This is a genomic window from Bacillus sp. FSL L8-0528, from assembly GCF_038593085.1.
GTDB lineage: Bacteria > Bacillota > Bacilli > Bacillales > Bacillaceae > Bacillus > Bacillus paralicheniformis.
In genome coordinates, this window is the sequence record NZ_CP151961.1 from 3,732,754 (window position 1) to 3,751,926 (window position 19,173).

20 protein-coding genes are annotated in these 19,173 nt (G+C 47.9%); 11 read left to right on the forward strand and 9 right to left on the reverse strand.

Going from position 1 to position 19,173, the window contains the following annotated elements:
- Positions 1-6: 6 nt before the first annotated feature.
- Together pgsC and pgsB are read right to left on the reverse strand one after the other, a co-directional pair.
- Positions 7-456, reverse strand: coding sequence for a poly-gamma-glutamate biosynthesis protein PgsC (pgsC, locus tag MHI30_RS19105; RefSeq protein ID WP_003185831.1), 450 nt, complete (start codon positions 454-456; stop codon positions 7-9).
- Between the two features lie 15 nt (positions 457-471).
- The gene (gene pgsB / locus MHI30_RS19110; RefSeq protein ID WP_003185833.1) at positions 472-1,653 is read right to left on the reverse strand and encodes a poly-gamma-glutamate synthase PgsB; all 1,182 of its coding nucleotides are present in this window, start codon (positions 1,651-1,653) and stop codon (positions 472-474) included.
- Positions 1,654-2,472: 819 nt separating this feature from the next.
- Between pgsB and MHI30_RS19115 the strand changes: the two genes are divergently transcribed.
- The 6 genes from MHI30_RS19115 to rbsB are packed head-to-tail and all read left to right on the forward strand — an operon-like array spanning position 2,473 to position 8,141.
- Positions 2,473-3,453, forward strand: coding sequence for a LacI family DNA-binding transcriptional regulator (locus MHI30_RS19115; RefSeq protein WP_020453172.1), 981 nt, complete (start codon positions 2,473-2,475; stop codon positions 3,451-3,453).
- 2 nt (positions 3,454-3,455) lie between these two features.
- Positions 3,456-4,337 (forward strand): ribokinase, encoded by an 882-nt coding sequence (rbsK, locus tag MHI30_RS19120; protein WP_075751521.1) that lies wholly within the window; start codon positions 3,456-3,458, stop codon positions 4,335-4,337.
- On the forward strand, positions 4,334-4,729 hold the full coding sequence (gene rbsD / locus MHI30_RS19125) for a D-ribose pyranase (RefSeq protein ID WP_017473880.1): 396 nt from the start codon (positions 4,334-4,336) through the stop codon (positions 4,727-4,729). The genes rbsK and rbsD overlap by 4 nt, the downstream gene beginning before the upstream one ends.
- Positions 4,730-4,766: 37 nt before the next feature.
- Positions 4,767-6,248: a sugar ABC transporter ATP-binding protein gene (locus tag MHI30_RS19130; protein ID WP_075751522.1), complete on the forward strand. Its 1,482-nt coding sequence runs from the start codon at positions 4,767-4,769 to the stop codon at positions 6,246-6,248.
- A gap of 1 nt (position 6,249) precedes the next feature.
- Complete coding sequence (rbsC, locus tag MHI30_RS19135; RefSeq protein WP_075751523.1) at positions 6,250-7,212, forward strand: ribose ABC transporter permease RbsC; 963 nt, start codon at positions 6,250-6,252, stop codon at positions 7,210-7,212.
- Positions 7,213-7,226: 14 nt separating this feature from the next.
- Positions 7,227-8,141 (forward strand): ribose ABC transporter substrate-binding protein RbsB, encoded by a 915-nt coding sequence (rbsB, locus tag MHI30_RS19140; protein WP_020453176.1) that lies wholly within the window; start codon positions 7,227-7,229, stop codon positions 8,139-8,141.
- 77 nt (positions 8,142-8,218) lie between these two features.
- Here the strand turns inward: rbsB and MHI30_RS19145 are convergent, their stop codons facing one another.
- The gene (locus MHI30_RS19145) at positions 8,219-9,064 is read right to left on the reverse strand and encodes a LysR family transcriptional regulator (RefSeq protein WP_237562643.1); all 846 of its coding nucleotides are present in this window, start codon (positions 9,062-9,064) and stop codon (positions 8,219-8,221) included.
- Between the two features lie 116 nt (positions 9,065-9,180).
- Between MHI30_RS19145 and MHI30_RS19150 the strand changes: the two genes are divergently transcribed.
- The gene (locus MHI30_RS19150; RefSeq protein ID WP_075751524.1) at positions 9,181-9,948 is read left to right on the forward strand and encodes a class I SAM-dependent methyltransferase; all 768 of its coding nucleotides are present in this window, start codon (positions 9,181-9,183) and stop codon (positions 9,946-9,948) included.
- A 120-nt stretch (positions 9,949-10,068) separates the two neighbouring features.
- Here MHI30_RS19150 and budA read toward each other — a convergent pair whose 3' ends face one another.
- Both budA and alsS read right to left on the reverse strand, forming a co-directional pair.
- Positions 10,069-10,830, reverse strand: a complete 762-nt coding sequence (gene budA, locus MHI30_RS19155; protein ID WP_020453179.1) for an acetolactate decarboxylase — start codon at positions 10,828-10,830, stop codon at positions 10,069-10,071.
- A gap of 52 nt (positions 10,831-10,882) precedes the next feature.
- Positions 10,883-12,601 carry an acetolactate synthase AlsS gene (alsS, locus tag MHI30_RS19160; RefSeq protein WP_020453180.1) on the reverse strand — a complete coding sequence of 573 codons (1,719 nt, stop codon included), beginning with the start codon at positions 12,599-12,601 and terminating at the stop codon, positions 10,883-10,885.
- 160 nt (positions 12,602-12,761) lie between these two features.
- On the opposite strand from alsS, the gene alsR reads away from it, so the two are divergent.
- The gene (gene alsR, locus MHI30_RS19165; protein ID WP_075751525.1) at positions 12,762-13,640 is read left to right on the forward strand and encodes an acetoin biosynthesis transcriptional regulator AlsR; all 879 of its coding nucleotides are present in this window, start codon (positions 12,762-12,764) and stop codon (positions 13,638-13,640) included.
- A gap of 86 nt (positions 13,641-13,726) precedes the next feature.
- Here the strand turns inward: alsR and ggt are convergent, their stop codons facing one another.
- The gene (gene ggt / locus MHI30_RS19170; protein WP_059230830.1) at positions 13,727-15,304 is read right to left on the reverse strand and encodes a gamma-glutamyltransferase; all 1,578 of its coding nucleotides are present in this window, start codon (positions 15,302-15,304) and stop codon (positions 13,727-13,729) included.
- A gap of 235 nt (positions 15,305-15,539) precedes the next feature.
- Between ggt and MHI30_RS19175 the strand changes: the two genes are divergently transcribed.
- From MHI30_RS19175 to MHI30_RS19185, 3 genes are read left to right on the forward strand one after another with little or no spacing between them, the layout of a single operon-like run.
- On the forward strand, positions 15,540-16,016 hold the full coding sequence (locus tag MHI30_RS19175; RefSeq protein WP_059230832.1) for an Lrp/AsnC family transcriptional regulator: 477 nt from the start codon (positions 15,540-15,542) through the stop codon (positions 16,014-16,016).
- Between the two features lie 21 nt (positions 16,017-16,037).
- Positions 16,038-16,622 (forward strand): chromate transporter, encoded by a 585-nt coding sequence (locus tag MHI30_RS19180; RefSeq protein WP_065644240.1) that lies wholly within the window; start codon positions 16,038-16,040, stop codon positions 16,620-16,622.
- Entirely contained in the window at positions 16,619-17,155 is a 537-nt protein-coding gene (locus MHI30_RS19185) for a chromate transporter (protein ID WP_065644239.1), read from the forward strand. The genes MHI30_RS19180 and MHI30_RS19185 overlap by 4 nt, the downstream gene beginning before the upstream one ends.
- Before the next feature lie 97 nt (positions 17,156-17,252).
- Here MHI30_RS19185 and MHI30_RS19190 read toward each other — a convergent pair whose 3' ends face one another.
- The 3 genes from MHI30_RS19190 to MHI30_RS19200 form a co-directional block, all read right to left on the reverse strand.
- Positions 17,253-18,005 (reverse strand): CpsB/CapC family capsule biosynthesis tyrosine phosphatase, encoded by a 753-nt coding sequence (locus MHI30_RS19190; RefSeq protein WP_075751526.1) that lies wholly within the window; start codon positions 18,003-18,005, stop codon positions 17,253-17,255.
- 26 nt (positions 18,006-18,031) lie between these two features.
- Positions 18,032-18,754 carry a Wzz/FepE/Etk N-terminal domain-containing protein gene (locus MHI30_RS19195; RefSeq protein WP_075751527.1) on the reverse strand — a complete coding sequence of 241 codons (723 nt, stop codon included), beginning with the start codon at positions 18,752-18,754 and terminating at the stop codon, positions 18,032-18,034.
- A gap of 225 nt (positions 18,755-18,979) precedes the next feature.
- Entirely contained in the window at positions 18,980-19,123 is a 144-nt protein-coding gene (locus MHI30_RS19200) for a hypothetical protein (protein ID WP_020453188.1), read from the reverse strand.
- Between the last annotated feature and the right edge of the window lie 50 nt (positions 19,124-19,173).

Genomic DNA, 19,173 nt, shown 5'->3' on the forward strand with positions numbered 1-19,173 from the left:
CTAACTTTAGATTAGATAGTAAGCATACATAATGACGAATGTTGCTCCGCTCAATAAAAGCGTACTTCCAAGCGTAATCGTTAATCCCTGTCTTTGAATGGTATTCGCGATCAGCCCCGGCACGATAATTCCGATTCCCCTGAATTCGGCAATCTCAAACGGCATCACCGGATATATAAAATCAAAACCGATTTTCAAAAGAATTCCCGTAATCAGCATCGCTGCGAATTTTCTGCGTCCATATAGAATCATAATTTTGGAAAGTCCGAATTTCACGATGACATACGTCAGCAAACTGACAAAAAGAACGAGCAACATGAAAATCGGCTGATTGAACACAAGTCCCAAATAACCCGGTACGACGAGGCCGGCTGGTACAATTCCCGTTTTCTCTGCAAAAATCAAACTGAGTAAGACTCCTAAAATGAGGGCGATATATAAATCTGATCCAAACATTGTGTTTTCTTCCTCCTAGCTAACGAGCTGCTTAATCTTGTAATCTTGTATTTTTTCAATGAGAGGCTCCGCTGCTCCGTGGATATTTCCGACTCCGTAAATGACGCGGCCCTCAAGCTTGTTTTTCAGCATGAACATGATTTCTTCCGTTGATTTGTGCTCAAAATCAAACAGCTTGTCCGCAGGAATTTTGCCTGCTTCATATGCTTTGACGATCGGCTCTGTTGTTTCTCCAATCAGCACAAGTTCACTTGCTTCAATATAAGGAAGGACATCTTCCGCAAACTGCTGTGTTCTGTCTACCCTGTCGGCGCGGCAGTTCATAATGACGATCGGCTGATCCGTAGGATAGCCTATTTCTTTTACACGCTTCCATATGTTTAAAGTCGAAGCTGCGTCATTGGCCGCAAAACCGTTGACGAAATGTCCGGGGTTTTTGGCGTTCATCAGCGGCAGAATTCTCATGGCTCCCGGATCAGGCGGCGCATTCAGCATGCCTTTAAAAGCGGTTTCTTCGTCAATACCCAACGCTTGAGCCACACCGAGCGCAAGAGACGCATTATCAGGGAATACCATGTACTCAAACTGTCTGAGGTATTCATCTGTTATTTTAGAATTGTCTGCGACGATGACTTTTGTGTTCCTTTCTTTTGCAATCTGCTTAAAGAAATCGGTATACTCACTATCAGTGATAACTAAATGTCCATTATAAGGAATGGTTGCTGTGAAAGCTTCTGCAATTTCATCCAAAGTCGGTCCCATCACATCCATGTGATCCTCCAGCACGTTCACGATCACGCCGATATTAGCCTGAAGCAATTCTTCCTGAAAGATGATTTGGTAATCAGGGTTAACGGCCATGCACTCACTGACAATCGCATTGGCCCCTCTTTCCACCGTTTCTTTCATAACCTCTTTCTGTTCTCCGATATTCGGGCCTTGAGGTTTTCTTTTGATCGGTTTCTCTTCCGGTGTGTCCCAATAAATCATCCTTGCGTCTGTCCCGGTTGTTTTTCCTACTGTTTTGTAGCCTGCCTCGATTAATATCCCTGTTGTTAATCTTGTCACCGTGGACTTTCCGCGTATCCCGTTGATGTTCACTCGGACAGGCAGCGCATCGATGTTTTGCTGGTGGCGCCTTTTTTCATAAATGCCGATCCCAACAACGATCACACAGGCTAATAGCATTACCCACATTGTTTGTCTACATCTCCTTCTTGGAATCTGATATGTAAATTCATTCATCAGTATATAGGTTCACTATGAAATCACAATCGGCATTATGTAACAGAAGACGACGAAATTTTCCGTGACAAAGATCACCTAGTCCGAGTCAATAATGCCTATCTTTTTATTGATATTTTTGGTAATCGAAAGTTCTTAATTCCTATCAGTTTTTTGTCAGCGTTTTAAGTATGCGCTTTCAAAATTCGACATTATGATTTTTGTACTTTTCTCCCTATTTCTGATGAAAGATTGAAGGATGGATTCAGGGTCTCTTTTTCCCCCGGCTGAAATCCCCTATAAATGGGATGTCAACCGGGATATCCCCTTTCTTTTTGTATTTTCGCTCTTTTCCAACAGGTTAAAAAGTCACCAATATTCCCTCTTCAAAACAAATGCGTCCTATGACAATCAGATCACCTATTAAAAAATGAAAATCTCTTTAAGCATAAAGCGGGATTCATTAACAAATCCAAATTTTTTGTGAGCCGTTCGATTCACCTTATTTCTTTAGATTTTAGGTTAAAATCCTAAGATTTAAAAAGCCATTAATTTTTTTCAACGATAATTCATCAAACTTTAACATTTTTAATTTTTCTTATTATTCTCATTGTTACTGTAGTCGCCAATTTATGCCGAATGAAGGTTATTTTCTATTCAACATACTTGTATATGTCTCTATATCCCAACCCGGCTAAAAATTTTAGCGCCCGGACTTTTTTATTGAGATTTTAAAAGGATCATGATAATCTTTATGTAAACGGTTACATAAATGGAGAGGAGAAGTCTTTTTTGGCTACGATTAAAGACGTCGCACTTGCTGCAAAAGTATCTGTCGCTACGGTTTCCCGGGTATTAAATGAGACGGGATACGTCCATGAAGACACGAGGACACGCGTGTTAAAAGCGATGGAAGAACTGAATTACCACCCGAATGAAGTGGCCAGGTCTCTCTATAAAAGGGAGTCCAGACTGATCGGACTGCTGCTGCCGGATATCACAAACCCGTTCTTTCCTCAGCTTGCGCGCGGCGTTGAAGATGAGATCCACCGCCTCGGCTTTCGGCTCATCTTCGGAAACAGCGATGAAAATTTGGAAAAAGAGCTTGATTATTTGCAGACGTTTAAACAAAATCATGTGGTCGGAGTCATTTCAGCGACCAATTATCCGGATGCGCCAAATTATCAAGACTTGTCCATGCCGATTGTCTTCCTTGACCGGACGGGCGAGAATGCGCCGGCTGTATTCGCGGACAGCCGCGAAGGCGGCAGAATCGCTGCGGCTGAAATGGTCAGGAGAAACGCGAAACGAATTACGCTGATTAAAGGACCGGCCCACCTTCAGACTGCAAGAGACCGTTTCAACGGAGCGCTGGAGATGCTAAGCGGTGCCGATATCGATTTTCATGTTATGAAAACCGAGACATTTTCATTTCCGGAAGCCCAAAAACGGGCAGCGGAGCTGTTTGCCTCCTATCCGGAAACAGACGGCGTAATCGCAAGCAATGACATTGTGGCGACAGCCGTTTTGCATGAAGCCTTAAAACGGAAGATCAAAGTTCCCGACGAACTGCAGATTATCGGCTTTGATGACATTCCGCAAAGCGAATTGCTTTTCCCCTCTTTATCAACGATCAGGCAGCCCGCCTATGAAATGGGAAAAGAAGCGGCAAAACTGCTGCTGAGATTAATGAAAAATGAATATATTGAACAATCGGCAGTGCAGATGCCGGTTGCCTTTATTGAAAGACAAACGACAAGAAAGGCGGAATGACAATGAGTAAAATATGTGTGATTGGCAGCTCTTCGATGGATTTAGTTGTGACATCGCCTAAGCGGCCGGCTGCCGGAGAAACGGTGCTTGGCGAATCTTTTAAAACGGTTCCGGGCGGAAAAGGCGCCAACCAGGCAGTGGCTGCGGCCCGGCTTGGTGCAGAGGTCCATATGATCGGCTGCGTCGGCGATGATCATTACGGAAAAGCCATCCTCGACAATTTTCAAGCGAATGGTGTTTTGACAGACTATGTGGAACCGGTTACAGGTCAGGAAAGCGGCACCGCACATATCGTTCTCGCAGACGGCGACAACAGTATTATCGTCGTCAAAGGGGCAAATGACCATGTCACACCTGAATACGTTCAAAAAGCGCTGCCTGCGATTAAACAGGCAGACATCGTTCTGATTCAGCAGGAGATTCCGGAAGAAACCGTCGATTATGTCAGCGGACTGTGCAGCTCACTCGGCATTCCTCTCCTGCTGAATCCGGCACCAGCTCGTCCGCTTCGCCCGGAAACGGTCGAACTTGCGGCCTACATTACGCCAAACGAGCATGAAGCTTCGGTACTGTTTCAGGGCATGTCCCGGGAGGAAGCGTTAAAGCGCTATCCGGAAAAGCTGTTCATCACAGAAGGAAAAAACGGAGTCCGCTATCACAATGGTCTGGAAGAAAGGATCGTCCCTTCATTCCCTGTCAATGCAATTGATACGACGGGAGCCGGAGACACCTTCAATGCGGGATTGGCCGTTGCGCTTTCCGAAGGACAAAGCATCGAATCTGCCTTGCGCTTTGCGAACCGGGCGGCTTCCCTCTCGGTTTTGAAATTCGGCGCGCAAGGCGGCATGCCGAAACGGGATGAAGTGGAGCGTGAATTGTCATGAAAAAACACGGGATTTTAAACAGCCATATCGCAAAATTACTGGCCGATCTCGGACATACCGACACCGTCGTCATCGCGGACGCCGGCCTGCCCGTTCCTCCCGGCGTCCCCAAAATCGATCTTGCGCTGACATTGGGTACGCCCGGATTTCAAGAGGTCACAAAGCTCATCGCCGATGAAATGGCCGTCGAAAAAGTGACGGCAGCCGAAGAAATAGAAAGCGTCAATCCCGGTCAAGCCGCATTTTTAAAAGCTGAATTTTCAAACCAAAAAATTGACTATATCCCGCACGAAGCATTCAAAAAAGCGACGAGCCACGCAAAAGCGGTCATTCGCACAGGGGAAGCAACACCTTATGCAAATTGCATCTTGCACGCGGGAGTGATCTTTTAGATGTTTACATTCTACATCTGGAAAGAAGGGATAGCCCATGCATATTAAAATGAAGGACATTTATAAAGCTTTTGGCCAAAACCAGGTGCTGTCCGGCGTTTCTTTCGAACTTCAGGAAGGTGAAGTCCACGCTTTAATGGGAGAAAACGGCGCCGGAAAGTCGACACTCATGAATCTGTTGACTGGACTTCACAAGCTGGACAGCGGAACGATCGAAATCGACGGAAAAGAAACGTATTTTTCAGATCCAAAGAAAGCCGAACAGAACGGCATTGCCTTTATCCATCAGGAGCTGAACATTTGGCCTGAAATGACCGTATTGGAAAATCTGTTTATCGGCAGAGAGCTTTCTTCCAAACTTGGATTTTTAAATAACAAGAAAATGAAAGCGCTAGCAAAAGAGCAGCTTGAAAGACTCGGAGTCTCGATTTCTCTTGAAAAAGAAGCCGGAGACTGTTCCGTCGGCCAGCAGCAAATGATCGAAATCGCAAAAGCCCTTATGACAGACGCGAAAGTGATCATCATGGATGAACCGACGGCAGCGTTGACAGAAAGAGAAATTGAAAAACTGTTCGGCGTCATTAGAGCATTAAAGAAAAACGGCGTCTCCATCGTCTATATATCCCACCGCATGGAAGAAATCTTCACGATTTGCGACCGGATCACGGTGATGCGCGACGGAAAAACGGTCGACACGAAACGGATTCCCGACACCAACTTTCATGAAGTGGTGAAAAAGATGGTCGGACGGGAGCTGACCGAACGCTATCCTGAAAGACAGCCAAATCCGGGACGCGTCGTTCTCGAAGTCAAGCAGGCATCCAAAAAAGGCGTCTTCCAAAATATCAGCTTTACCGTCCGCTCCGGCGAAATCGTCGGGATTTCAGGACTGATGGGTGCCGGGCGCACCGAGCTGATGAGGGCGATTTTCGGGCTCGATCCGCTTGATTCGGGAGACATTTTCATCGAAGGCAAAAAAGCGACGCTCAAAAAACCGAGCGATGCCGTTCAAAAAGGAATCGGTTTTATTACTGAGAACCGCAAGGATGAAGGACTTGTGCTCGACACGTCCATCAGGGAAAATATCGCCCTTCCGAATCTCGCCAGCTTTTCACCGAAAGGATGGATTGACAAAAAAAGCGAGCAGGAATTTGTCGACCTTCTGATCAAGCGGCTGACGATCAAAACGAAATCGCCGGAAACCCACGCGCTAAACCTTTCAGGAGGGAACCAGCAAAAAGTGGTCATCGCCAAATGGATCGGAATCGGTCCTAAAGTGCTGATTTTGGATGAGCCGACGCGAGGCGTCGATGTCGGCGCGAAAAGGGAGATTTATCAGCTGATGAACGAGCTGACAGACCGCGGCGTCGCGATCGTCATGGTCTCTTCAGAGCTCCCCGAGATTCTCGGGATGAGCGACCGCGTGCTTGTGATCCATGAAGGAACGCTAAGCGGTGAGCTATCAAGAAATGATGCCACGCAAGAACGAATTATGACACTCGCTACAGGAGGGCGGTAACATGAAAACTCAACCGGCTGTGAAAAAAAGCCTTAATGTCGATTCTGTAATGCAAAAGCTCGGTCCGTTTCTCGGCCTGATTATTCTCGTCGTCATCGTATCAGTATTAAACCCGAGCTTTTTAGAACCGTTAAATATTTTAAACTTGTTAAGACAAGTCGCCATTAATGCGCTGATCGCGTTCGGCATGACCTTTGTCATTTTGACCGGCGGAATCGACCTTTCCGTCGGAGCGATTTTGGCGCTGTCGAGCGCATTGATCGCCGGCATGATCGCCGGCGGCATCGATCCTGTTTTTGCCGTCATCATCGGCTGCCTGATTGGAGCCCTGCTCGGCTTGGTCAACGGGCTGTTAATCACGAAGGGCAAAATGGCCCCGTTCATCGCAACACTTGCGACAATGACGATTTTCCGCGGATTGACGATGGTTTACACAGACGGCAATCCGATTACAGGGCTCGGCAATCACTACGGCTTCCAGCTTTTCGGACGCGGCTACTTTTTAGGCATCCCCGTCCCTGCGATAACTATGGCGGCCGCCTTTATCATCCTCTGGGTGACCCTTCACAAAACGCCTTTCGGCCGCCGCACGTATGCAATCGGCGGAAATGAAAAAGCGGCCCTGATCTCGGGCATTAAAGTTCCGCGCGTCAAAATGATGATTTATTCTCTTGCCGGCCTATTATCCGCGTTGGCTGGAGCCATCTTGACGTCACGGCTAAACTCAGCCCAGCCGACGGCAGGCACTTCCTACGAACTCGACGCCATTGCCGCGGTCGTATTAGGCGGTACAAGCCTTGCCGGAGGAAGAGGACGAATTGCCGGCACACTCATCGGCGTGCTCATCATCGGAACGTTGAATAACGGCTTGAACCTGCTTGGCGTCTCTTCCTTTTTCCAAATGGTCGTCAAAGGTGTCGTCATTTTGATCGCAGTCCTGCTGGACCGCAAGAAATCCGCTTAAGGAGGGCTATACTGATGAAAAAAACATTAACGGTTTTCACCGCATTGGCGCTTCTGTTTCTGTCCGCCTGCTCGCTGGAGCCGCCGGAATGGGCAAAGCCAAATAAAGAAAAAGGAACCGATATCAAAATCGGTTTATCTGTCTCGACTTTGAAAAACCCGTTTTTCGTTTCATTAAAGAACGGAGTTGTCAAAGAAGCAAAAAAACAAGGGATTGAAGTGATTGTCGTCGATGCACAGGATGATTCAGCAAAGCAGACGAATGATGTCGAAGATCTTCTGCAGCAAGGCGTTGACGCTTTATTGATCAATCCGGCCGACTCCTCCGCCATCTCAACGGCAGTCCAATCGGCCAATTCGCTTGGCATTCCGGTCGTCACCCTTGACCGCTCCGCCGAAAACGGAAAAGTAGAAACGCTCGTCGCTTCAGATAACGTAAAAGGCGGGCAAATGGCAGCGGACTTTATCGTACAGCAGCTCGGCAAAGGCGCAAAAGTGGCTGAACTTGAAGGCGTCCCCGGTGCATCGGCAACAAGGGAACGGGGCTCAGGGTTTCATAAGACCGCTGATGACAAGCTGAATGTGATCGCCAAGCAAACAGCCGACTTTGACCGGACAAAAGGGTTGAACGTTATGGAGAACCTTCTTCAAGGAAATCCTGATATTCAAGCGGTTTTCGCCCATAATGACGAAATGGCGCTCGGCGCGATTGAAGCGATCAGAAGCTCAGGGAAAGAGATACTTGTCGTTGGCTTCGACGGCAATGAAGATGCGGTTAAAGCGGTTCAGGCCGGAGATATGTCGGCCACGATCGCCCAGCAGCCTGAATTGATCGGCAAGCTCGCCGTACAAGCGGCCCGCGATATTTTGAACGGCAAAAAAGTTGAAAAAACGATACCCGCACCGCTCAAACTGGAAACGAAAAAGTAACTACAAAATCAGACCTCTTCATAAATGGAGGTCTGATTTTTTTTTGGCCATCTCCATAAAAGCTTTTGCCGCCCGGCTCAAATAGCATGTTTCCGGATAAGCAAACACAAGCGTCCGGGACGGATCGGATTGCAAAGGAACATCCGCATGACCATCCGGGGCACGACCGTGACCCCCATTCCGTGTTCAACGAGAGATTGGGCGGTTTCAATGCTGCTTGTTTTGAAGGTCACTTTCGGTTGAAACCCTTCCTCCGCACATAAATCAAGTACCATTCTACGGAAGCCGTAGCCTTCTTTTAATAAAATAAACGGCACATCCTCGGCCGTTTTCAAAGCAAGGGGGTTTTTTTCGGCATTCGACCGGACCGAAATGATGAGCTTCCGCAATTGGCCGGTCATCCAGCTCTCCCTTTCATTTGGAATCGCCAAAAAAAGCGGCTCGGTCAGTATCGGCCGGATCGCGAGCCTGTCATTTTCAATCGGCAAAGGGAGAATCGACAGGTCCACCGATCCGTTTTCCGTCATTTTTTCCAATGCCGCCGGCGAGTCTTCTATCAGCTGAACCTGTACGTTCGGATGCTTTTTCAGAAAGGCTTTCAGGAGCGGCGGAAGAAGATACCCTCCCGTGACAGCGGGAACGCCGATCGATAATTCCGTCCCCATTTCCTCGAGCTGATCGCGCATTTCACACAGCAGTTCATCTCTTGACCGCAAAATATCCTGCGCTTTTCGGATGAAGCGCATCCCTTGAGGAGTCGGCGAGACCCCCTCTCTGTTTCTGTAAAACAGCGGAAAGCCGAGCTCGCTTTCCAGCTTTTTTATTTGCTGGCTCAGTGAAGGCTGAGCGATATGCAGGCTGGCAGCCGCCTTTGTAAAACTGCCTTTTTTGAAAATCTCTGCCGCGTATTCAAAAAGTCTCATATCCAATTCCCGCACCCCCATAGTTTCCGCCTATCATTTTCAAACATTTTATATCTTAGACTGATGGCTGTCGACTCCCCTAATATAAATACATAGCCGATAGGAGGATGATACAAATGAAAACTAGCGCGCAACGGCAATTTTCAAAAAATCCGGAGCAATATCGAGATGAGCCGCTGTTCTCATCGGGAAAAGATCTTGATGCCATGGTCAGCTGCCGGAATCTGAACGGCGGTGAAACCCTGCTTGATATCGGAACCGGAGCGGGACATACGGCCATTGCCTTTTCGACTTTTGTCAAACATTGCACAGGAATCGATATTACAGAAAAAATGGTTCAAACCGCGGCTCAATTTGCCAAACAGAAAAATGCTGAAAATGTGGTTTTTCTTCAAGGCGATGCAGCACAATTGGATTTTGCAGACGAGTCCTTTAATATTGTCACATGCCGGTATGCAGCCCACCATTTCCCGGAGATCAGCCGGGCCATGCAGGAAATAGCGCGCGTCTTGAAAAAAGGCGGCTCCTTTCTCCTCATCGATCATTGTGCTCCGGAGGACGAAGCTTTAGACCGATTTATAAATCGGCTCAATCAATTGAGAGACCCGTCACACGTAAGGGAATATTCAGAGAGCGAATGGCAGAAGCTGTTTAAAGAGAACGGACTTGATTTTGCCATCCGGGAGAGATGGAATCTTCCGATCGATTACGAGAGCTGGCTTCGAAGAGGCGCCGTACCTGAACAAAGAAAGGCAGCCATCCATGCCCATTTGTCAGAACCGTCCCAGTCGTGCCGTGACATGTTTAACATCGTCCACGGTGAAAACGGGCATCCGGTGTCTTTTTGTCTGAAAGCGGTATTGATTGCCGGAATGAAAGCATAAGCAAAACGGCCCGCTGGATTCCGGACTTTTTCACCGTCACCTCTCAGCATACGCAACAGTATTTTTAAGGAAGCAAGCGAACGCAAAAAAGCCCCCTTTTCAAAGAGGGGGCTTTTTCATTTACTCGGGATTGCCTTCGGCCGCTTCGATTCCGGCTGCAAGATCATGTTTATTGAGATCCGCTTTAAAGAAATCTTGCGTATTCGGCAATCTGAGATTCATATTGAGTTTTTGAGAAATTTGCACCGTGCATTCTTCGATTTCATAATCGAAAACGTGTCCGCCGACATTGCGGTCTTCATCAATAAAGTGAAGATGGAAGCCGGAAACTGCGATTCCGTTGGCATATTGCGGCGTCCAAAAGCCGACGATCGTCCCTTTAATATCATTAAAATCAAAGATCGGCTGCGATTTTACCGCATCGACCATCGGCACGTACGGTTTTTCCTGCAGTTCAACCGTTCTCGTTTTGACTTTCTTAAAGATTCCGTCCATGCGGATCGCGTAAAACAGGTTTTCACTCGGCATGATCCGTTTCATTTCTTCCTCGAACGCCTTAAGCGGCATCCGCTGCTTGATTTCGTGATAAATATCCGGCCGGAAGAAAGCGAGCGAGCAAAACGGAGAACAATCGCTTCCTTGAACAGGATAGGCTTTGCCATCGGAACGAAGACGGTAAAACTCACCGTCGAAACCGATCAGCTCACCGTCGAGCCGGTTGAATGTTCCGATCCCGAAGTCTCCGTAATCCTTTGCTTCAGACATGTAAAAATCCCCGTCATAAATCCCGTCCAATAACGATATCATCGTTGAGACCTGAAAGACCTGGTCGAGGTTCTTGTCAACGGGCTGAACCACTTTTTGTTTGCTTGCACTTTTCATTTTCCTCTTTTCACTCCCTTGATTTTGTTTGTTATGACTGGACTTGCTGTGATCAAGATTGCTTAGAGGCTTGTTTACTAAAATGTTCCTCAAAGTTTTTTGGAAAACGCTGATCAGCCAAATGAACGTTGTCGCTGTAATCAACCGGAATATCAATGACAACCGGACCCTCTGCATCAAGACCAGCTTTAAGCACCTCTGCCAATTCGTCTGGCGAATTGACCCTTAAACCTTTTGCTCCAAAGCTTTCAGCATATTTTACAATATCGATTCCGCCGAAGTCGACTCCGGACGTCCGCTTGTATTTCATCTCCTGCTGAAACGCAACCATATCGTATGTGCTGTCATTCCAGACAATGTGAACGATCGGCGCTTTCAATCTGACCGCTGTCTCAAGCTCCATCGCGGAGAACAGGAAGCCTCCGTCCCCGGAAACAGACACGACTTTCTGTCCCGGATTGACCAGTGTTGCTGCGATCGCCCACGGCAAAGCAACGCCCAGCGTCTGCATGCCATTTGAAGTCAGCAGTCCATACGGACGGTATGTGCGGAAATATCTCGACATCCAAATCGCATGGGAGCCGATGTCGCAAGTCACTGTTATATCATCGCTCAGCAAATCACGCAAATCGCGAACGATTTGCAGCGGATGAACAAGATCCGTTTTTGTTTCTTTAGGCGGCTCGCTTTGCTCCTCCAGCGCTTTCTTCAAATAATCAAGTACAGGTGCAAATGATTCATCGATGGAAACCGGCAAAGAATCATGTTCAATATGGTTTAATGTCTCTGCGATATCGCCGATCAGCTCAATTTCAGGCTGATAGTCATGATCGATATCGGCTTGTATTTCATCAAGATGAATCACGCTGCGCTCGCCTTTTCCGTTCCAAAAGACGGGGTCGTATTCAATCGGATCATAGCCGACCGTCAAAACGAGATCCGCTTTTTCCAACAAAATATCTCCGGGCTGATTGCGGAATAATCCGATCCGGCCGAAGTACTGGTCTTCTAAATCGTGAGACAGCGTACCCGCTGCTTGGTATGTTTCAACAAACGGCAGTTTCACTTTTCTCAGCAGACGGCGGACCGCTTCAATCGCTTCAGGTCTTCCGCCTTTCATCCCTACAAGCACGACGGGAAGGTTCGCATTGTGAATTTTGGCGATAGCCGCGCTGATCAGTTCATCCGGAGCCGCGCCCAGCTTCGGCGCCGGCATGGTTTTCACCGGCTTGGCAGTTGCCGGACCGGCCGTAACGTCCTGCGGAAAGCTGAGAAACGCTGCCCCGGCCTGTCCGGAAGCTGCCGCTCTGAATGCATTGGTTACCGCCTCAGGGATGTTGTTCGCATCTTCCACTTCTGCGCTATATTTTGTAATCGGCTGAAACAACGCCGCATTATCCATCGATTGATGAGTTCTTTTGAGACGATCCGCTCTTTTTACAGCACCCGCCAGGGCAACAACCGGATCTCCTTCTGTATTGGCTGTTACAAGACCGGTCGCTAAATTAGACGCTCCCGGACCCGAAGTCACCAGGCAAACACCGGGCTTTCCAGTCAATCGTCCGACTGCCGCCGCCATAAATGCTGCATTCTGCTCGTGACGACAAACAATCAGTTCAGGCCCCTTGTCTTTCAATACGTCATACACCGCATCGATTTTCGCTCCCGGAATACCGAAAACATGAGTGACACCTTGCTGAATGAGACTATCCACCACAAGCTCTGCTCCTCTTACAGTAAGAGTTTCATTTTTAGCGGCTACATTTTTCAAAGCCCTCACTCCTCCATTTTCATTCGTTTACAATGAATTTTTAATAAAATTATTGTATTATTAAATATACATCTTGTGGAAATTGTTTTCCAATACTTCTTTGTCTTACAATTAATATGTAAAACGACTGAAATCGCATTCAGAAAGGAATGAGTGAATAATGGAGCTGCGCCATCTTCGTTATTTTATGGTTGTTGCCGAAGAACTGCATTTCGGAAAAGCAGCTCTTCGGCTGAACATGACTCAGCCTCCGCTCAGCCAGCAGATTAAACAGCTAGAAAGTGAAATAGGCGTCACCTTGCTGAAGAGGTCAAAAAGAGCCGTCAGGCTGACGGCGGCAGGCGGGGTCTTTTTAAAACAAATCAAGGAAGGACTTTCCCAGATTGATCAAGCCGTCGACATGGCTCAGCGGACGGCCCGCGGGGAGCTGGGCAGACTCGTGATCGGCTTTGTCGGCTCCGCAACATACGAGATCATGCCTCCCATCATCAGGGAATACCGAAACCGGTACCCGTCCGTCCAGATTGATCTTCGGGAGCTTTCAACCCCCAATCAGGTCGAAGCACTGCTAAACGGACACATTGACATCGGCGTGCTGCATCCCCCGTTGGGAAACGACGAGCTAAAGTCATACACAGTGAAGAAAAGCCACTGTGTCCTTGCACTTCCGAAACACCACCCGCTGACAGAAAAACCCCGGGTATATTTGAAAGATCTTGAAGACGAATCGCTGATCGTCATTGCCAAAGAAGCGTGGCCCTCTTTATACACGGAATTTAATTTCTTGTGTGAAAAAGCCGGGTTTATCCCCAACATCGCCCAGGAAGCTACAGAATACCAAATGGTGATCGGCCTCGTGACAGCCGGAATGGGAATCGCCGTTGTGCCTACAGCGGCTAAACGATTATTTAACCTCGATGTTGTATACAAAGAAATCGAAGACTTTCCCCTTCGCGCAGAATGGATTACCGCACATCGAAAAGACAACCGCAATCCGGCGCTTAAGCATTTCATCGAAATCTCGGATCAATACTCATAGCCGGATAGAAAAAAACCCGTGGACAAATCCTCCTTGTTCACGGGGTTTTTTTCTCATATTGACGTTTTCGCGTTTTGAAAACGGAGTTAACTGCCGATTGCCGCCCCATCGCTTCTCGGATCGCTTCCCCCTCTCAGGAAACCTCGATCATCAATCTCGATGATGCCGGCATGACCCATCACACCGTCAAAGTCGCCGACAATGGTTACATGATGCCCATGCTTTCGCAGTTTTTCAATCACTTCGGGCGCCACTCTGCTTTCCATTCTTACACCTTCCACCCGTTCTCCCCATGTTCTGCCCCACACCCATCTCGGTTCATGAACGGCGGTTTGCGGATCCATCCCGTAATCTATCATTCTCGTGATAAGAGCCGTCTGCGTCTGCGGCTGTCCTTCTCCCCCCTGCGTTCCGTAAAGAAATTTCGGCTTGCCGCCTTTGAACGCCATGGCGGGCATCAGCGTATGAAAAGTTCTTTTTCCCGGCTCCAGTGAATTGACATGGCCGGGATCAAGCGAGAAAAACGACCCTCTGTTCTGCAAAATGACACCGGTATCTCCAGCTGTCACACCTGAGCCGAATTCGAAATACAAACTTTGAATAAACGAAACAGCATTCCCGTCTTCATCTACTGCTGCAGCATAAGCCGTATCGCTGCCGAGCGGCTGGCTCTCCGCCTGAAGAGCCGGCAGTCCGATTTTTGCGGCCAGCTCCCGCGCATACCCTTTGTCAAGCAGGCGCCCCAGCGGAATTTGGGAAAATGCCGGGTCAGTCAATACTTTATTGCTGTCGGAAATACTTAATTTCAATGCTTCGATGAGCAGATGATAATACTCGAAAGAACCGTGCTCGATCATGCCAAAGTCGTAGTTTTCCAAAATATTCAATGCCATAAGACCGGTAAATCCTTGTGAATTCGGAGGCATTTGATAGATCGCATATCCTCTGTATGTAGAGGAAAGCGGAGACACCCATTCCCCTTGATGCCGCTCGAAATCTTCCAGGGTCAAGATGCCTCCGTTGTTTTGCAAATAGGCTGCTGAAGCTTGGGCAATTTCCCCTTTATAAAAGGCGTCTCTTCCTTTCTCAGCGATCATCGCCAAAGTGCGCGCGAGCTCTTTTTGCACAAAGCGCTCACCTGGAGAGGGCGGGTTTCCTCCCGGAAGATAAATATCTGCAGTGATCGGCATACCGGAAAGCCACTCGGCGTTTTTCACCGTGTTTTGACATTGATCCGGCGAGACCGGGAAACCCTTTTCTGCATACATGATCGCCGGCTTCAGCACCTCCCGAAGTGATAAACGGCCGTATGCCGCCAGTATTTCGGCCCAGCTGTCCGCCATCCCCGGCACGGTAATCGCACTGCTCATGCCCCTGACCGGAATGGCGCGCTCTCCTTTATACTGATTCCGGTCCGCTTTCCGCCCCGACCGCCCGCTGCCATTGTATCCTTTGATCTCACCGCTTCCATTGTGATACATCAGCCAAAAAGCATCCCCTCCGAGTCCTGTCATATGCGGATAGACAACAGCAAGGCACGCGCTTACTGCCACAGCCGCGTCAAACGCGTTTCCTCCCTTCTCCATGATGCTGTGCCCTGCAAGCGAAGCGAGATAATGAGGACTGACAACCATTTGTTTCGAACCGATCTTCAGCTTCTCCATAGCTCCCTTCCTTTCTTTCAAGCATCCATTTGTCTTTGAAGTATAGTGGCCCGTTTAAAGAGGCGCTACTTTCAGGGAAGAAAAACTAACATCCTTTTTCAATAAGTATTAAAAAAACGTTAAAATGATTCATATCGAAACCTGTATTATGATACAATTTACAAAATGTTCATTTTCAATGCGATTGACAAGCAATTTCGCATGATAATGACCAAACAGAAAGGAAGGGACATTTGTGAGCCTCGACTACCATATGCCAAATTTAATTCTTGATGAAACGGATAAAAAAATCCTTTCGATCTTGCATGAGGAAGGAAGAATCTCTTATACGGATTTAGGAAAACGCGTGGGACTTTCAAGAGTTGCCGTACAGACGCGGATCAACAACTTGATTGAAGAAGGCATCATCGAAAAATTCACAGCCGTCATCAATCCGGTCAAGGTCGGGATTCACGTATCGGTGTTTTTCAATGTTGAAGTCGAACCCCAATATTTAGAGGCTGTTGCCGTTACTTTGGAAAGAGAGCCCGCCGTGACAAGCCTCTATCATATGACAGGGCCGAGCAAACTGCATATGCACGGCATTTTCGCAAATGATCAGGAGATGGAGGAATTTTTGACGAAGCGCCTGTACCCTCTGAAAGGCGTTGTAAGCGTCGACTGCCAGATGCTCATTAAACGATATAAGAGCCGAATGGGAATGAAGCTTTAACTGAATAGGAGGAAACGCGAAATGAAGCACCCTTACCGGGAACTGATCATCGCAATGACAAGAACGGGGATATTGGGATTTGGCGGCGGACCCTCCGTTATCCCGCTGATCCGTCATGAAGCCGTTTCGAAGTTCAAATGGATCGATGATGATGAATTCGGGGAAATTTTGGCGATTGCCAATGCGCTGCCCGGACCGATCGCGACAAAAATGTCGGCATATTTAGGTCATAAAGTCAAAGGTGTTCCGGGCGCTGTCGTGGCCACAGCGGCTCATATCTTGCCGACGTGCGCTGCGATGGCCGCCTTGTTCGCAGCCGTTAATGTGCTCAGCCACTCCAAAATCGTAAGCGGCATGATCGGCGCTGTTACCCCTGTCATCGCTGTCATGCTCGGCATCATGGCTTACGAATTTGGGCAAAAAGCATTGAAAGGCTTCGGCTTGCTTGCCGGCGTGCTTTTCTTTATTCTTGCGTTTTTGGGTCTTCAGGTGTTTTCCATCCATCCCGGCATCATTGTCATCCTGTTTTTAACATATGGCGCGTTCCACTTTAAATTAAAAAGAAAAACGGCCCGGGAAAAGGATAAGGGAGTGTCCGCTTCATGATCATTTTTTATTTGTTTTGGGCTTTCTTTATTGCAAATTTATTGGGCTACGGGGGCGGTCCGGCTTCAATTCCGCTTAATTTTGAAGAAGTTGTTCAGCATTTTCACTGGCTGTCAAAAGAGGAATTTTCAAACATGCTTGCGCTCGCAAACGCACTGCCCGGACCGATCGCGACAAAAATCGCCGCTTATGTCGGCTACAGTGTGCTCGGATGGCCCGGTGTCTTCATTGCTCTTGCCGCAACTGTACTGCCTTCGGCCATCGCGCTCGTTTTGCTGCTCAAACTGATCGGCCGCTACCGCCAGTCGCCGGTCGTCAAAGGAATGACTTTGGCGGTTCAGCCGGTTATCGCTGTGATGATGCTTCTTTTGACATGGGAAATCGGCGGTGACGCAATCCGGTCGATCGGCATGGTTCAATCACTTGTCATCGCGCTGATCTCTTTGGCGGCCTTGACGAAGTTCCGCGTCCATCCGGCTTTCCTGATCGTGGCCGCCTTCGCATACGGCGGGCTTGTCATTCCGCTTTTGTAGAAAGCGACGTCCGGCCGCTTTCTATCGATGATATAAAAAATCAGCGCCGCATAACCGGCGCTGACATTTTGGCTGACGGGCTTTTGTGAACAACCTTTCACAGCAGGCCCATCAGCTTTTTCTTTTTGACGGGACGGGGTGTATCTTTATGAATCTCCCGGTTTTCCAAGAGAAGGCCCGCGTTTTTTATAAACACGTTTAAGAAATCGCGGCCGTAATCGTTTTCCACTGCATCAAAAAAGAAAGATCGGGTCGTGAGGTTGTGGGCGTCTGATGCGATAAAATGGACAAGGTTCGCTTCAAGAAAGCGGCGGGCGAGCCGTTTGACGCTTCTGCCAAAGCGGCCTGTAAGACTTGAACATGTCAGCTGGACGCACGCACCGTTCTTGACAAGGCGGTACAGCAGATCGGGATTCTCCATCAATTCAAGGTTCCGCTCGGGGTGTGCGATAATCGGAATGTAACCATTTAACTGAAGATCGAACAGCAGCTTTTCGGCATACCGCGGAACATGGTGGTAAGGAAGTTCAATCAGCAAATACTTTGTGCCGGCGAGGCTGAGCAGTCTGCCGCGTTCAAGATCACGCTTCAATTCACCGTACAGGCGGATTTCCTGTCCGGGAGAAATGAGCACCGGGATGTTTTCCTTTTGCACCCGCGTCTTTAAACCCGAAACAGCTGCAAGAATGGCCTCTTTTTGGTGTTCGTATACACCGTTTCGGTGGTGAGGTGTGGCGATAATCGTATGAATCCCTTGACGGGCGGCTTGTTTAGCCATTTCTACACTGTCATTCATACATGCTGCCCCATCATCAATGTCCGCAAGAATGTGGCAATGAATATCGATCATAGGCGACCTCCCCGTGTTTTCCCGTTTTAGAGCGTATGGTCTTTACCGACAAAGCTTTCCAGCTTCCGGGCTTGTCCTTTTTTCGGTTTTACATACAGAATATTTCCCAACACGTGAATGTTCAGCTCTTTTTCGATGTCTTCTTCATTTCGAACGGTATTTTTCAAAAGCTCGAGCAAAAATGCAAGCCCTGCGCCAAACAGCAGGCCGAACCCTGTAGAAACGGCGATGTTGAACTTCTTATTCGGGCTGACGGGAGCAGGCGAATGTTCGGGGTTTGCTTTCGCAACAAGGCTGACTTCGGTATTTTCACCCATAATGCCGTCAATGTCCCTTTGGAATACGGCGACGACCGTGTTCGCGATGTCCGCCGCCTTGGAATAATCCTTGTCAGTCGCGGAGATACTGACAATCTGTGATTCATTTTCGCTGATAACCGTAATTTTTCCCTTCAGGTCTTCAGCCGTTTCCGGCAGGTTAAGTTCGTCTTTAACCCTATTTAAGATGATCGGGCTTTTCATAATGACGTTATAAGTGTTGATAAGCTCAAGGTTGGTCTGAATATCGGTGAAGTTCGACGTTTGACGGCCGTTGATGAGGATTTGGGCGGATGCCTGGTAGACGGGTGTGAGCCAATAAAAGCTGACGGCAGCGCTGGACAGAGCGGCCGCAATGGTGATCAGTGCGATCAGAACGAATCTTTTTTTCAAAACGATGAACACATCTTTAAAGCCGATATGATCTCTCATAAAAGCCTCCCTCTAGGATTCGCGTATTTATTTAAATTTTCAGCAAATTAAACACCTCCCTTTGATTATACATGGTTCTTTCGTTTCCGAAAGAAATGAATCCTGACAAATAACGGGAGATACCGGGGAAATCGCGTCTTTATATGGTATTAAATATCGACTTTTGCAGGACCTGCGCGCTTTTTGCTGAACGAAAAAGTGTGCAAACCGCAGTTTGCACACCTTTTACGTCGTATATCCATTTTTGATATGAAGAATGAGATCTTCAAGAAGTTCTTTCGTCGTTATGTCTTTTGATTTTTCACCAATGTCATACGCATGCATAAGAATTCTCAAAAATTCTTCCTGATTCAATTCCTTGTCATCCATATCCTTTTCCTTTCAGATTCCATAAATTAAAACATTTCTGATTATATTTC

Bases quoted from the DNA above. Each gene is read 5' to 3' on its own strand.
- MHI30_RS19180 (WP_065644240.1), top strand. From the start codon at position 16,038: ATGAAGCACCCTTACCGGGAACTGATCATCGCAATGACAAGAACGGGG.
- MHI30_RS19195 (WP_075751527.1), bottom strand. From the start codon at position 18,754: ATGAGAGATCATATCGGCTTTAAAGATGTGTTCATCGTTTTGAAAAAA.
- alsR (WP_075751525.1), top strand. From the start codon at position 12,762: ATGGAGCTGCGCCATCTTCGTTATTTTATGGTTGTTGCCGAAGAACTG.
- MHI30_RS19190 (WP_075751526.1), bottom strand. From the start codon at position 18,005: ATGATCGATATTCATTGCCACATTCTTGCGGACATTGATGATGGGGCA.
- MHI30_RS19185 (WP_065644239.1), top strand. From the start codon at position 16,619: ATGATCATTTTTTATTTGTTTTGGGCTTTCTTTATTGCAAATTTATTG.
- rbsD (WP_017473880.1), top strand. From the start codon at position 4,334: ATGAAAAAACACGGGATTTTAAACAGCCATATCGCAAAATTACTGGCC.
- MHI30_RS19200 (WP_020453188.1), bottom strand. From the start codon at position 19,123: ATGGATGACAAGGAATTGAATCAGGAAGAATTTTTGAGAATTCTTATG.
- MHI30_RS19150 (WP_075751524.1), top strand. From the start codon at position 9,181: ATGAAAACTAGCGCGCAACGGCAATTTTCAAAAAATCCGGAGCAATAT.
- rbsB (WP_020453176.1), top strand. From the start codon at position 7,227: ATGAAAAAAACATTAACGGTTTTCACCGCATTGGCGCTTCTGTTTCTG.
- MHI30_RS19145 (WP_237562643.1), bottom strand. From the start codon at position 9,064: ATGAGACTTTTTGAATACGCGGCAGAGATTTTCAAAAAAGGCAGTTTT.
- ggt (WP_059230830.1), bottom strand. From the start codon at position 15,304: ATGGAGAAGCTGAAGATCGGTTCGAAACAAATGGTTGTCAGTCCTCAT.
- rbsC (WP_075751523.1), top strand. From the start codon at position 6,250: ATGAAAACTCAACCGGCTGTGAAAAAAAGCCTTAATGTCGATTCTGTA.
- budA (WP_020453179.1), bottom strand. From the start codon at position 10,830: ATGAAAAGTGCAAGCAAACAAAAAGTGGTTCAGCCCGTTGACAAGAAC.
- pgsB (WP_003185833.1), bottom strand. From the start codon at position 1,653: ATGTGGGTAATGCTATTAGCCTGTGTGATCGTTGTTGGGATCGGCATT.
- rbsK (WP_075751521.1), top strand. From the start codon at position 3,456: ATGAGTAAAATATGTGTGATTGGCAGCTCTTCGATGGATTTAGTTGTG.
- MHI30_RS19130 (WP_075751522.1), top strand. From the start codon at position 4,767: ATGCATATTAAAATGAAGGACATTTATAAAGCTTTTGGCCAAAACCAG.
- pgsC (WP_003185831.1), bottom strand. From the start codon at position 456: ATGTTTGGATCAGATTTATATATCGCCCTCATTTTAGGAGTCTTACTC.